The 12,605-nt window shown below is 62.0% G+C and carries 13 protein-coding genes; 2 read left to right on the top strand and 11 right to left on the bottom strand.

From position 1 onward, the window contains the following. Window positions 1-94: 94 nt before the first annotated feature. The 6 genes from ACFPN2_RS15765 to ACFPN2_RS15740 all read right to left on the bottom strand — a co-directional run bounded on the left by ACFPN2_RS15765 (window position 95) and on the right by ACFPN2_RS15740 (window position 4,934). Complete coding sequence (locus tag ACFPN2_RS15765; RefSeq protein ID WP_380598124.1) at window positions 95-865, bottom strand: sulfite exporter TauE/SafE family protein; 771 nt, start codon at window positions 863-865, stop codon at window positions 95-97. Between the two features lie 164 nt (window positions 866-1,029). Further along, window positions 1,030-1,917, bottom strand: coding sequence for a DODA-type extradiol aromatic ring-opening family dioxygenase (locus ACFPN2_RS15760; RefSeq protein WP_380598122.1), 888 nt, complete (start codon window positions 1,915-1,917; stop codon window positions 1,030-1,032). Continuing rightward, on the bottom strand, window positions 1,848-2,114 hold the full coding sequence (locus ACFPN2_RS15755; protein ID WP_380598120.1) for a hypothetical protein: 267 nt from the start codon (window positions 2,112-2,114) through the stop codon (window positions 1,848-1,850). Before ACFPN2_RS15755 ends, ACFPN2_RS15760 begins: the two co-directional genes overlap by 70 nt. Window position 2,115: 1 nt before the next feature. Further along, window positions 2,116-2,943, bottom strand: a complete 828-nt coding sequence (locus ACFPN2_RS15750) for an alpha/beta fold hydrolase (RefSeq protein WP_380598119.1) — start codon at window positions 2,941-2,943, stop codon at window positions 2,116-2,118. 9 nt (window positions 2,944-2,952) lie between these two features. After that, window positions 2,953-4,125: a Rieske 2Fe-2S domain-containing protein gene (locus ACFPN2_RS15745; RefSeq protein WP_380598117.1), complete on the bottom strand. Its 1,173-nt coding sequence runs from the start codon at window positions 4,123-4,125 to the stop codon at window positions 2,953-2,955. A 32-nt stretch (window positions 4,126-4,157) separates the two neighbouring features. After that, the gene (locus tag ACFPN2_RS15740) at window positions 4,158-4,934 is read right to left on the bottom strand and encodes a 2-keto-4-pentenoate hydratase (RefSeq protein WP_380598115.1); all 777 of its coding nucleotides are present in this window, start codon (window positions 4,932-4,934) and stop codon (window positions 4,158-4,160) included. Window positions 4,935-5,010: 76 nt separating this feature from the next. On the opposite strand from ACFPN2_RS15740, the gene ACFPN2_RS15735 reads away from it, so the two are divergent. Continuing rightward, complete coding sequence (locus ACFPN2_RS15735; RefSeq protein ID WP_380598113.1) at window positions 5,011-6,009, top strand: 2Fe-2S iron-sulfur cluster binding domain-containing protein; 999 nt, start codon at window positions 5,011-5,013, stop codon at window positions 6,007-6,009. Between the two features lie 2 nt (window positions 6,010-6,011). Here the strand turns inward: ACFPN2_RS15735 and ACFPN2_RS15730 are convergent, their stop codons facing one another. After that, window positions 6,012-6,743, bottom strand: a complete 732-nt coding sequence (locus tag ACFPN2_RS15730) for a hypothetical protein (protein WP_380598112.1) — start codon at window positions 6,741-6,743, stop codon at window positions 6,012-6,014. An 81-nt stretch (window positions 6,744-6,824) separates the two neighbouring features. Beyond that, window positions 6,825-8,324 (bottom strand): hypothetical protein, encoded by a 1,500-nt coding sequence (locus ACFPN2_RS15725; protein ID WP_380598110.1) that lies wholly within the window; start codon window positions 8,322-8,324, stop codon window positions 6,825-6,827. 315 nt (window positions 8,325-8,639) lie between these two features. On the opposite strand from ACFPN2_RS15725, the gene ACFPN2_RS15720 reads away from it, so the two are divergent. Then, complete coding sequence (locus tag ACFPN2_RS15720; protein ID WP_380598108.1) at window positions 8,640-8,966, top strand: non-heme iron oxygenase ferredoxin subunit; 327 nt, start codon at window positions 8,640-8,642, stop codon at window positions 8,964-8,966. A 42-nt stretch (window positions 8,967-9,008) separates the two neighbouring features. Here ACFPN2_RS15720 and ACFPN2_RS15715 read toward each other — a convergent pair whose 3' ends face one another. The 3 genes from ACFPN2_RS15715 to ACFPN2_RS15705 are packed head-to-tail and all read right to left on the bottom strand — an operon-like array spanning window position 9,009 to window position 12,574. Further along, window positions 9,009-10,799, bottom strand: coding sequence for a gamma-glutamyltransferase family protein (locus tag ACFPN2_RS15715; RefSeq protein WP_380598106.1), 1,791 nt, complete (start codon window positions 10,797-10,799; stop codon window positions 9,009-9,011). 3 nt (window positions 10,800-10,802) lie between these two features. Beyond that, entirely contained in the window at window positions 10,803-11,330 is a 528-nt protein-coding gene (locus ACFPN2_RS15710; RefSeq protein WP_380598104.1) for a cupin domain-containing protein, read from the bottom strand. 11 nt (window positions 11,331-11,341) lie between these two features. Next, a complete protein-coding gene (locus ACFPN2_RS15705; protein ID WP_380598102.1) occupies window positions 11,342-12,574 on the bottom strand; it encodes an FAD-dependent oxidoreductase in 1,233 nt (410 codons plus the stop codon). Window positions 12,575-12,605 lie beyond the last annotated feature (31 nt).

Genomic DNA, 12,605 nt, shown 5'->3' with positions numbered 1-12,605 from the left:
AATGCAAAGGACGCAGAACTGCCGATTGTAGAGAGCCCGGCAGTCCAATGACACCCGCCCCTCGACGGGTGCGGTGGTTCCGAGGTTGGGTCGGTTAGCGGGATTTCACCCAGTAGGCGATGGCAATCGCGATTCCCGCGACCACCACGACCCAGCGCAGGACGGCGGGGGGCAGTTTCCCGGCGAGCTTGCCGCCGAGTGCGCCACCGATCAGCGCGCCAATCGCCATGACGGCAGCGGCAGTCCAGACGACCTGATCCGAGAACAGGAAGAACACCGCCGCGGCGATGTTCACGCTGAACGCCAGCACCTGCTTGAGGGCGTTCAGTCGAGTCAGCGAATCGTCGAGCGTCAGGCCGAGCACGGCGAGCAACAGCACGCTCATGCCCGCGCTGAAAAATCCGCCGTAGATAGCGGCAGCCGCGATCGGCAACGCCGAGAACAGCGCCGTGTGATGCTTATGAGAGGGATTCGAGAGTCGCTTGCTGACGAACTTCTTCACCGGCTCTTGGACAGCGAGAAGTACCGACGCGGCGAGAATCATCCAGGGCACGAGCGCGGTGAACGTGCGCTCACCCGTTCTCAGCAGAATCATGCCGCCTGCGAGGCCGCCCAACACGGCCACTGGCACCAGCAACAGCAACTTATCGCGCTGGCCCTTGAGATTCGGCAATTGCGCGATGGTCGCGCCGAAGTAGCCGGGACACAGTGCGACCGCGTTCGTGATATTCGCAGCCACCGGAGGCACGCCGACCGCGACCAGCACCGGAAAGCTGATCAGTGTGCCGCCGCCCGCCAATGCGTTGATCAAACCGGCCCCGACCGCCGCCAGTGCCGCGATCAATAGATCCCAAGACGTTATCACTTAGCAGCTGCCTCTATTCATAACCAGTCCTTCTTCTCCATAACCCCACCGTCCTCATGCCCTCACGGCCGCAACAAATACGACGGCGAGCATGGCCACCCTCAGCTGCCGGCACGACGGGATCGAGCAACTCGGTCAGTGAAAAAAATGAAACGGTGGCGGCGTTATGCGCCGAGCTGAAATGCCATGCCGGCCATGCCGCTCGCCCAGGCGGGAATCGCCTCGTAAAACAGAACTTCGCCAGTCGCACTCGGAACAGCGCCCGCCAGCGTAATCCAGGAGTTCACTTCCAGGCCACCGTTGCCGGCGTCAATCAAGATTTGCTCGTTGCTGAGCTTGGCGAGACTCAAACCCTGCCCGGTCGCCAGCATCTTCATGAACCAGCGATCCCAAGTCTCGTTGACCCGCCCTTCCTCGGGCACGCCGAGCCAGTGCGACAAGCCACCGCCGGCCAGCAACGCGACGCGCTCCTCAGCCTTGCAGTACTCAGCGACATACGCACGCAACAGCTCGCCCAATCGCCAGCTCTCTTGCGGCGTCGGCCCCGGCGTATAAACGGTGTTCACATACAACGGCACGACCGGCAGCTCACGCTTCGGATCGACGATGCCGAGCGGAATCATCACGCCATGATCCGGACGCAAGCGCGGCGGCTTGGCGAGTTTGAAGCCGCGATCGTTAACAAACATCGCAAAGCCGGTCGAGAACGACGCGTCACCGCGGATCTGATCGGTCGGCAGCCCCATGTCGCCGTACGGCGTATAGACGTCGGCGGTGCCGATCGCGAACGGCATGGGTTGATCGAGCCGGAAATTATTCAAATGATCGCTGGTGATCACGATCAGCAACGTCGGATGAGTCTCGCGCAGCTGGCGGCCGAGCTCTTTCATACCCACGAACACCCGCTCGGCCTGCTCTTCGAGGCCGCCGGGTGCGCCCAGCACATGCGACATGGCGAACGCGCCCACGATCTTGCCCACGGTCAGCGCCTCGCGAAGTAATAATCGATGGGGAAGAACGGCATGGTCGGCCGGCCCGACCAGATCAGCCATTTGATCACCAGATTGGGATGAATACCGAGGCGATGCAAGTCGTCGCGCCCGCCGGTGCGCAACGTCTCACGCACTTCCGCGGGCACCTCGAAGCGATCGAACAACACGTCGGGACTGGTTCGAATCAGGCCGCGATCCGTGGGCGTCTCGATCAAGTGCTCGATCAGCTCGTGCACACCACGCGGCGGAGTCGACACGTCAATTCACCGGCTGCGACAGGAACCGATCGACGGCCGCGCAGAAATCAGCGGTGTGCTCGATCATCGCCCAGTGACCGCAGTGGGGCACGATGTAACCCCAGCTGTTTTCGAACAGCTCGAGGAAGCGATACGCACGCGCCAGCGTCGACACGCCGTCTTCCTTGCCGTTCACGATCAGCGTCGGTTGTTTGATCTTGCGCAGCTCGTCTTCCGGATAGTTCAGCGTGCCCTTGCGCGTCTCGGCATTCACCGCCGCCAGCGCAGCTTTCGCACCCGGCTCATTGGTCAGGTTGAAGCGATACTGAACCAGCTCTTCCGGCGGCGAATATTTCGGCGAGGTGAGACCGGCGATCACGCGACGCATGCCGTCCACGGTGAAATCGTAATTCAAGTTGTGCAGCAACTGCGGCGACGGTTTTTCCGGAATCGGCAGACCCGCGCTGCCCATCAGCACCAGTCGCTCGACCCGTTCCGGACGCTGCAAGGTCGCACCGATACAAGTCGCGCCGCCCATGGAATTGCCAACGAGGAAGGCCTTCTCGATGTTGAGCGCATCGAGCAGCGTCACCAGCTGACGATTACGGTTTGGCTGATCGTAGACGAAACCCTCCGGCGACGGCTTGTCGCTGCGGCCGAAGCCGACCATGTCCGGAGCGATCACGCGATATTTCTTTGCGAAGATCGGAATGCACTCGCGCCAGTTGCCATATGCATCGGCGCCCGCGCCGCCGCCATGCATGAGTACTAGCGTCGGGCCGCTGCCCGCTTCGAGGTAGTGCGTGCGGATGCCGTTGGTGTCGACGAAGTTCGAGGCGAATTCAGTCATGTGCAAGGCTCAGCGCAGGTCTTGAGGAGTCTGGATGCCACGGTTCGCGCGGCTCGCGAGGCGGCGCCATTCGAGGATCGTCGTATCCGGCTCACACAACATCTCATCCACCCAGCCGTAGTCGTCAGCATAGAACGGCTCGGTGACTTCGCGCGCCCAGATGTCGTCGGCATTGAAGCCATCGAGGCCGTGCGGCTTGTAGACGGATTCGAATTCGTTCGCGAAATTGTTCCGGTCCTCGTCGGTCTGCACTTGCTGGCCGATGGTCTGCACATACAGATGCGTCTTGCCATCGATGGGCACGTACCACTCGAACTGCGTCAGCCCCGGCAGCGGGAACTGTTCGACTTTCAACACACCCGGCAGCCAGATCGACGTGCCGACTGAAGCTGATGTTCCCTGCACCTGTTGCGAGCGCGGACCGCGGACCACGACGCGACCGTCGATCACGCCGTCCCAAATCGGCTTGTGCTGAGCGAAGTCATCGATCACGCCCTTCGGGCCGTCCGCGTCTTCCACCACTTTCACCGCGCCCGGCAGCGGCGTGTGGCCGATCGGGAAGTTGAAGGTGCGGAAGTGACGCAGCGTCGTGTCTTTGTGAATGAAGATATGGAGCGCATCGAAACCGTTCTCGGCCCCGAGGCGCCAGTTCGAATTCACCACCCGATGCTTGCCGAGAATCATCACGTCGTCATCGAGGAAGCCCGGCGGCACGTCCTGGCTCAGCGGCGGCACCGGATCCAGGTCGCCGATGAATACGAAGATCAAGCCCTTCGCTTCCTGACACGGGAAGCTCTGGATCTTGCGACGGCCGATCAAGCGACTGTCGGGCACGGCGAGAATGTTCACCAGCTCGCCGGTTTGGAAACGATACGTGTAGCCGTGATACCAGCAAGTGATCGTGTCCTTTGTATAGCAATCGGGCTTGCGCGACAGCGGCACGCCACGATGCAAACAACGATCGCGGATCGCGTAGACCTTGCCGTCGATGCGCTTGATCAGCAGCTTCTCGCCGAGCACTTGCAGAGTCAGCAGCTGACCTTCGGCCAGCTCGTTGGAAAAGCGCACCGGATACCAGTGATTGCGAAAGCCCATCTTCGCTTCCACATAGCCGCGCCAGTCGCCGACGGCTGCGGCAACTTCGGGGCGGACGCCTTCCGGGGTTTGCGCGTCATCACTCATGATCTACTCTCGTTCTCGAAACAAATATTCAGTTATGCGAACTGCACGCCGACCTGGCCGATACCGGCGATGGTCGCGTGCACTACGTCGCCCGCTTGCACGGACGCCATCGGCCCGAGCGCGCCCGTCATCACCAGCTCGCCTTGTTTCAGCGGGCGGCCGAGCTCGCGCGAGCGGCGGGCAAGCCACACGGCCGCGTTGAGCGGGCCGCCGAGACAATCGCGACCGTAGCCGCTCGACACTGGCTTGCCGTTCAGTGTCATCGTCATCGCGCAATTCACCAGGTCGAGTCCTTCGATCCGCTGCGCCGGACCGCCGAGCACCAGCACGCCCGACGATGCGTTGTCGGCAATGGTGTCGACGATGTCGATCTGCCAACCGGCGATACGACTGCCGACGACTTCCAGCGCCGGCAAGACACATCCGACCGATGCAATCACGTCGGCCACCGTCGCGTGCTCCATATCCAAGTCGCGCGACAGGATCAGCGCAATCTCGGCCTCCACGCGGGGCTGCTGCAGACGGGAGACCGGAATCGTCTCGCCGGTGCCATACACCATGTCCGCGAACAACTGACCGAAATCAGGCTCCGCCACGCCCAGCTGCTTCTGTACCGCCGGCGAGGTGAGCCCGATCTTGCGGCCCACCGGCCGGCGGCCCTGACCGATCCAATGCTCGATCTGCGCCAGCTGAACGGCATAGGCCGCGCGGGTGTCGCCCGCATCGAATCGACTACGGATCGGAGGCAGCGGCGCGCCGCTATAGGCATCCAACAAGGCTTGCGCGGTCTCGCCGACTCTGTGATCCATGGTTCGCCCTCTTGCTGAGGCAACGTTATATGATTGTATGATAATCATGCAACATGGTCGGCAAGCGGTTACCTTAATGCATCGGGCGCGATTGATTTTTCAGGACGGCGCGGAACGCACCGTCGAGGTGGAAGCCGGTCAAACCGTGCTGGAAGGCGCGCTGGCTGTGGATCTGCCGGTCCGTTATGACTGTTGCACCGGCAGCTGCGGCAGCTGCGTAGTGCAATGTCTGGACGGCCAGACCGTCGTTGATTTGACTGGCAAAGTCCCAGTCAACGCGGATGAGCTGGTGGCCGGACTGCGACCCGCCTGTCTCACCCGCCTGAATTCGGACGCGTCGTTCGAGCTGCCCTACTCGCTGGGCTCAGCCGCCTCCGCACCCTCGAAGCATTCAGCGCAGATCGTGGACCTGCGGCGTGGTGCGCCGTCGGTTGCGCTGCTGACGCTGAAGCTCGATCGCGCCGAGGATTTCGTTTTCCAGAGCGGCCAGTACATTCGCCTCGCCGCGCCAGGCGTCGGCGAGGCCCGCGCCTATTCCATCGCCAGCACGACCGCCGAGCTGCCTTTGATCGAGCTGATGATCCGTCTGGTGCCTGACGGAAAAATGTCACGCTGGTTGCAGGAGATCGCGAAGGTCGGCGATCGCGTGAAACTGCAAGCGCCGCTGGGCTCCTTCGGACTCGACGATCGCGCGCGTCGACACGTGTTTGTTGCTGGCGGCACCGGGCTCGCGCCGGTGTTGTCGATGATTCGCTCGCTGCGCGGCCGCGGACAACCCGCGCTGCTGTGTTTCGGCTGCACGCGACGGCAGGAACTGTTCTATGAATTGGAGCTCGCCGCACTCGTCGCCGAGATGCCGGAGCTCGAAGTGCGCATCGCCGTCATGGAAGGTGCGGATGGAGACTTGCGCACCGGCACGGCGGTGTCGCTGCTCCAAAAGGAAGACTTCGACGCGACGACCGTTTGCTATCTGTGCGGCCCGCCGCCGATGGTCGATGCCGCGCGCAAAGCGCTGACCTCGCACGGCGTGACCGATAAAGCCATCCGCGCCGAGCGCTTTCAGCCGGGCGGCTGAGCTTAGTCGCTCCGGGCGGCGGAAAGCTTCATGGCTTTTCCGACGCTGCGAGCCGTCCGCGGGGTTTGCTTGTGCTTCCTCGCGCTCTTCGTCCCGCCCAGCTTCTTGGAGGACGCTGCGAGAGGGACGACGCGTGCCACGGGCAACGACTTGTCTCGCGGAGCGCCAATATGCTCCGTTGGCTGCACGGGCTCACCTATGCGCGACCGGACGTAGGCTCTCCACCCGGGCCTGAGCCCTTCCAGAACATCCCAGCCGCTCTCAGTAATCTGGATGGGCTTGGTGCGAGCATCGCCAGTGCCGCCCTCGTGCGCGGCCACCAGATCCGCCGCTTTCAACCGGGCAATGAGGCGCGACACGTTGTTCCCGTGTACGCCCTCCTCATGCTGCTTCCGCAGCCCTTCCGTCAGCGCCCCGGGGCTAACAGCATGCCCGCGGCGATGAGCGAGGAGCGCCAACACATCCAACCCGTAGCGCAGCTTCGCGACACTGACTTGAGCATTTTGCGCCTGCCTGGCATTGGCTCGAATCGCCAATGCCTCCAGCACCTCCCACGCACCGAGCAGGTACTCGGTTGCCGCTACGGCGGCGGCGCCCTTGGCCTGAATGACACGATGGCGCCGCGCCTCCTTGGAAAAGGCCGCCGCCAGTTTACTGATCGTCGCAGCCTCACGTCGGTATAGGGCATGGAGCAATTGTTCGATCGGAGCCTGCAGTTCCTTGGCCTGTGACATAAGCGGTCCTCCTGCACGGTTCCTTGAATATATATATCGATACCTATCAGATCAACTTGATGGCAGGAAATCCGACAGGCATCACAGTTCCACCTGCAGCAAAATTGCATCGATTTCGGTTAATCCAGGGAAGGGCTTCGCTGAGTTGTAAGTTTTAGTTTTGTAAGAATCCACGGCGCATACATAGTCGCTCACCTCGCGCGGGCGCCCCTCGGGACAGAGCAGCGCGCCGGAATTGCTCACCAGACTCAGTGCCCTGACCTCGTCCGCAAAGTCCAGTGCACAGCGCTTGAGCCATTCCGTCTTGATAGCTGGCGGATGTTTCTTGGCCGCGGCCATGACGGGCACGAGCAAGACGTTGACGCCGGCTTCGACCAGCAATTGCTTCTGAGGCACGGTACGCGCGAAGTCTTCACATATCTGGATCGCGATGCGCTCACCGAGCGGCGAATCCACGATGACCAGAGAACGATCCGAGACGTCGATATCTTCGACCAGGGCCTCGTCGGCGAGTATGCAGCCGCCGTCGCGCTGATGGTCCGCGGTGAAGTTGTACTGATGCATCTTGTCCTGATACCACAACTCCAGTCCGTCGCCGTCGACAGCGTGGGCACGATTGCGTGCCTGACGCCTGCCCGGAACGGATTTCAAATAGGTGCCAGTAATCACCAGCCGCGGCTTGCTCGACTTGCAGGCCAGCAGCCATTCGCGAACTCGCTCATCGAGCGCCGTGGAAGCAACCAACTCGGGGAGCAGCACGATCTCGGCACCCTCCGCCGCCAGCCATTGCAAGCCGGCCAGCGTTCGTCGAATGACGGCCGCTTCCGCCTCAGGCTTCAGAGCAACAGAATAAACCTGCCTCCTTTTATCGACCGTCCAGCTCAATTCAGAAGGGTGCTGCACGGCCGCCACCACTCCAACCCGCATCGATCTGCGACCGGGAGCGAGGGGCGCGGCACCTGTCGGCCCCAAGCGATCGCACAGTAGATATTCGATGCCGCAGCCATCGTGCGCTTGCATCCGACATAGGCTGGAGAAGAAGTCACGTTCGCTCCGCGCGGGCTGAGCGGCGCGCCCCACTCTCGGCAGCAAATGCCCAGACACGCCTCGTAACAGCGGCCGCTGCTCTCGTAACAAGGCTCGATACATCCCCAGATACGGCCACAGGTCCGCGCCGCGCGCACCGGGCGAGACTCCCCAGAACACCCTATCGATGGCGTTTAGCGCGAACATGACCTCTCGACCTGAGTCGTCACTGAGCTCGTCGGCGTAACGAGCCAGCGCTCTCCTCAAGAACGTTTTGAACGAGGCGGACATCGACCCCAAGCGCCGATTCTGGCATCGCCGCAGCTCCCCTACATGAAGCTGCAGGAATTCTGCTAGCGCCTGGCTGTGCTCCCGAGGAACTTCATGGAATCGCATGCCGCGACCGTTGAGAGCGATCACATCGAACACTGAGGCGAACACATCAGGCAGCCAGTTGCTTCGCAAACTCGCGGTGGCCACACGCATCAGCTCGGCCGAACGATTCTTTGCATGCGTATCGCGCGTGCGACTGCCGTGTCGTTCTTTGGAACTCAATCGTTGTTCTCGAAAATCGATGCCCGCGACGCGCCATCTATTGTTTCTTATTCGGTGCACCCAAGTTATACAAACTCACTTCACAAGCGTCAATGCAAGTACGAGAGTGCAGTGCGTCGCGCTCGGCTGTTGCGCAAGCAACGGGGACTGAACGTGCCCTCTACGAACGCCGACCGGGCCCGCGAATGGCCACCCGAACGCGCCGTGGAGCGCGTTCACGGACTGCGCAGATTACAGTTGACTACCGGAACTTTGTATGACAATACTACAACCAAGTTCCCTTTCAGGTCCGTGTTAGTGAGCGCTGAAGCCGCGATGATTCCTGCTGATCGACGCCTGCAGTTGTGTGAGGCGGGCGACGTTGCGCCCGGCGGCATGTTGCGTGTTCAGCCGGAAGGCATTGATCCCATCCTGGTGTGCAATGTCGACGGCAAGCTCTATGCGGTCGACGACGAGTGCACGCACGCCATTGCGTCGTTGTCCGAAGGACGGCTGCAAGGAAGCATCGTGTTCTGCCCGATGCACGGCGGCAGCTTCGATGTTTGCTCCGGCAAGGCGAAGAGCTTGCCGTGCAAGCAGGCGCTGCGTACCTGGCCGATCGATATCGTCGACGGCACAGTTTATTTGCTGCTGAAGAGCTAACAGAGTTCGCACGCCGCCTTCGGCGGCGGCGAGAAGCTTCGCCTATCTTCCGACTGCGTACGCTTGCATCAAACGTGGCGTGGCCGCAGCTCTTAATATTCCATCCGTTCCGCGCGAAGCCGCGGTGAGTCGACCCGCCGACCACTCCGGCGCGACTTTCACTTTGTGACCTCGGCGCTTCAGCTCGGCGATCACTTTCTCGCCGTAGCTCTCTTCGATCACCGCCGTTCCTAACAGCGCCTCGCGCGGATAGAACGACGCCGGGAAGTGCACGCTGTGGAATAGCGGCGCATCTATAGCCTGCTGCAGATCGAGCCCGTGATGGATGTAACGCAGTAACAGGATCAACTGCCACTGATCCTGCTGATCGCCCCCGGGCGTGCCGCAGATCAACGACAACCCATCATCGCGCGTCGCCAGCGTCGGTGTGAGCGTCGTGCGCGGCCGTTTGCCGGGTTCGAGGCTGCCGGGCAAGCCAGGCTCCAACCAGAACATCTGCGCGCGTGTATTCAACGCAAATCCCAGCTCCGGAAGGGTCGGCGACGATTGCGGCCAGCCGCCCGACGGCGTGGCGGAGACCATGTTGCCGAAGCGATCGATCACATCGAAGTGCACCGTGTCGCCGGGCTTCAGCGTCGGCTTCAAATGCATCATCGTCGGCTCGCCCACGCCGAGACCCGCGCTTTCGTTCTTGGCGATACGAACCAGGCTCAGACTCTTGGCGACCTGCGCCTCGAAGCCAGGCAGCACGCCAGGGCGCAACTCCTGCGAGGCGCTGTCGCCGATCAGCTTGCGACGCTCGGCCGCGTAGCTCTCGCTCAACAAAGCGTCGAGCGGAACCTGAGTGAAATTCGGATCGCCGTAGTACGCCTCGCGATCCGCGAACGCGAGCTTGAGCGACTCGAGCACGACGTGCACGAACTCCGGCTCCGATGCCGGCAGCTTCGACAAGTCATATCCGGCGAGCAGCGACAATGCTTGCAACAACACCGGCCCCTGCCCCCAAGGCCCGGTCTTGTGAAAGGTCCAGTCGCGATAACGGAGCGCTTGCGGCGATTCGTAAGTGGCTTGCCACTTCGCCATGTCGTCGCCCGTGAGCAAGCCTTTGTGGCGCTCACCGCTCGCATCCATCAGTTCCTGCGTGCGACAGAAACGATCGATAGCCTCCGCGACAAACCCACTCGACCACGCCGCCCGGGCGCGCTCGATCTGTTGCTCGCGCGTGCCATCACCCGCTGCACTGAGAATCTTTCGCCAGGTCGCGGCGAGCGTCGGATTGCGAAAGAGCTGATGTGCCGTTGGCACTTCGTTGTTCGGCAACCAGACTGGCGCGGACGTTGGCCATTCCTTTCGGAATGCATCGGCGACATCCGCAATCGCCCGCGACACGCCGGGCAACAATGGATGCCCCGCTTCGGCGTAATGAATCGCCGGCTCCATGACCTCGGCGAGCCGCATGCTGCCGTGATCTCGAAGCAGCGTCATCCACGCATCGAACGAACCCGGCACGACCGCGGCAATCAATCCCGAGCCCGGTACCATGTCGAGATTCATCGAGCGCATATGCTCAATGGTCGCAGCGGCGGGCGCCACGCCCTGACCACACAGCACGATAGGCTTGGTGTCGCGCGCCGAGCGGAAAATGATCGGCACTTCACCGGCGGGCCCGCACAAGTGAGGCTCGACGATTTGCAACACGAAGCCGATGGCGACGGCCGCATCGAAGGCGTTACCGCCGCGCTCGAGCATCGCCATGCCGACGCCCGACGCGATCCAATGCGTCGACGCAACGACGCCGTAGGTGCCGCGAATCTCCGGGCGAGTCGTGAACATCGGTTAGCGCGTCAGATGCGCGTTCTTGTTCTCGAACAGTTTCTGATCGGCGAAGCCCGCGGTCTCGGGCCGGCCGCGACCGAGCATGACCTGCAGATACACCGGCTCGTTGGTTTCATTCACATAGCCATGAATGACGCCCGGCGGACAGGAAATCATTTCCCACTGGCCCAGCTCCTTGCTCAAGCGCCGGCCGTCTTCCTCTTCGATGAACACGACACAGCGCCCTTGAAGCACGAAAAAGATCTCTTCGACTTCATGCGTATGCGGCGCGTTGCCCTGCCCCGGCGGCACCAGCATGATCGACAGCGTGAAGTTACCGGCCGGCACGATGGTGCTGTCATCGTGCTTACCCGACGCGCCCGCGCCGACGAAGCGATGCTGCGCGCGTCGGTAGCCGTCGATGTTTGCATCCGAGAACGCATTCCAGTCCGGCACGCGATCGGCGAAGCGCGCGACGTAACGATCCATGATTTGCTCGAGCGAGGCCCCGACCAGTTCGGGCGGACGCGAATGACGTGCAACGGACATGGCGGAAACCTCTACAGAGTGGCGTTCGCATCGCGCAGGCTATCGATCAGACAGGCGCGACGAATGAATGCATCGTGCAACTCGGGATCGGCCGACTGACGTCGAATGCCATCCAGCTTCTTCGCCCGCTCGACCGGATCTTTTTCGCCGAGCGTCTGCTTGTTCTGAATGCTCTGCGCCTGCACGTAATCGACCTGCGCCTTACGACGCTGCCGAGTGTAACGATCCAGCAGCGGCTGCGGGTCGGCGCCTTCGAACCAGATCGCCTTCAGTTTATCGGCGAGATTGATAGCGTCGTGAATACCGCCGTTCATGCCCATACCGCCGACCGGATTATTCACATGCGCCGAGTCGCCCGCGAGTAGCACGCGACCACGATTGAACGTCGCAGCCACACGCTGGTGCACTTTGTATAGCGCGATCGTCGCGATTTCATAGCGGCCGGGTTTGGGACAAAACTTCTGCAGACGCGCTTCGACGGCGTCCGGTGATAACAGCTCGTCATCGGTTTGCTCCGGGAGCGTGGGGCTCACAGCGCGCCACATCCCTTCGCCGCTGGCGCCGCGCGCCTTGAAAAGGTTCAACCACTCGTCGGGATCGGAGAAATAATTGCGGTTGCTCAGCTCGGGGCGCAACCCGAAGAAATCGAAGCGGGTGTCGATTTTTAGGAAACGTTCCGGCCAGGTGAAGCCATCGAATTCGATGTCGGCCAGCTTGCGGATGGTGCTTCTTCCGCCGTCGCAACCGACGAGATAGCGGCCGCTGAGGATTTCGTTACTGCCGTCGGGCAATGTCACAGTGACTTCGACTTTATCTGCGTCCTGCGCGATTGCGACGACGCGGGTCGACATGCGGATCTCGGCGCCGGCGTCGTCTGCTAGACGCTTGAGTACGGTGCCGACGATTTTGTACTGCTCCCACTGCAGAACGTAGGGATGCTTGGGACGATCGCGCATCGCTTCGATGTCGAAGCGACCGACGAGTTGGCCGGTCACGCGATCTAGATAGTTGAATACGGGGGAGACGAGGCCTTGCTCGAGACCGTCTTCCAGCAGCCCGAGCTCCTCCAGCATCGCGACGGTCGGCGGATGGCACGAGGCTGCGCGGCAATCGATTTCCGGCGCGGGCAGGGCCTCGATTAAGAGAACAGGGATGTCTCGCTGCCTCAGCGCGTAAGCCAGGACAGCGCCGATCGGCCCTGCACCGGCAATGATGACCCGCTCTCTATCCCGCGCTGTGCCCATAGATCGAACTTCCGCTGGCTATGGCGGAGAG

It is taken from the genome of Steroidobacter flavus, assembly GCF_042651805.1.
Lineage (GTDB): Bacteria > Pseudomonadota > Gammaproteobacteria > Steroidobacterales > Steroidobacteraceae > Steroidobacter > Steroidobacter flavus.
The sequence above is the reverse complement of the archived record's forward strand: the minus strand, read 5'-3'. Positions and strand labels throughout refer to the sequence as shown.

What these genes read in the sequence shown, in the direction of transcription:
- ACFPN2_RS15760 (WP_380598122.1), bottom strand. Translation starts at nt 1,917, where the DNA reads ATGGCTGATCTGGTCGGGCCGGCCGACCATGCCGTTCTTCCCCATCGA.
- ACFPN2_RS15750 (WP_380598119.1), bottom strand. Translation starts at nt 2,943, where the DNA reads ATGACTGAATTCGCCTCGAACTTCGTCGACACCAACGGCATCCGCACG.
- ACFPN2_RS15745 (WP_380598117.1), bottom strand. Translation starts at nt 4,125, where the DNA reads ATGAGTGATGACGCGCAAACCCCGGAAGGCGTCCGCCCCGAAGTTGCC.
- ACFPN2_RS15740 (WP_380598115.1), bottom strand. Translation starts at nt 4,934, where the DNA reads ATGGATCACAGAGTCGGCGAGACCGCGCAAGCCTTGTTGGATGCCTAT.
- ACFPN2_RS15735 (WP_380598113.1), top strand. Translation starts at nt 5,011, where the DNA reads ATGCATCGGGCGCGATTGATTTTTCAGGACGGCGCGGAACGCACCGTC.
- ACFPN2_RS15730 (WP_380598112.1), bottom strand. Translation starts at nt 6,743, where the DNA reads ATGTCACAGGCCAAGGAACTGCAGGCTCCGATCGAACAATTGCTCCAT.
- ACFPN2_RS15720 (WP_380598108.1), top strand. Translation starts at nt 8,640, where the DNA reads ATGATTCCTGCTGATCGACGCCTGCAGTTGTGTGAGGCGGGCGACGTT.
- ACFPN2_RS15715 (WP_380598106.1), bottom strand. Translation starts at nt 10,799, where the DNA reads ATGTTCACGACTCGCCCGGAGATTCGCGGCACCTACGGCGTCGTTGCG.
- ACFPN2_RS15710 (WP_380598104.1), bottom strand. Translation starts at nt 11,330, where the DNA reads ATGTCCGTTGCACGTCATTCGCGTCCGCCCGAACTGGTCGGGGCCTCG.
- ACFPN2_RS15705 (WP_380598102.1), bottom strand. Translation starts at nt 12,574, where the DNA reads ATGGGCACAGCGCGGGATAGAGAGCGGGTCATCATTGCCGGTGCAGGG.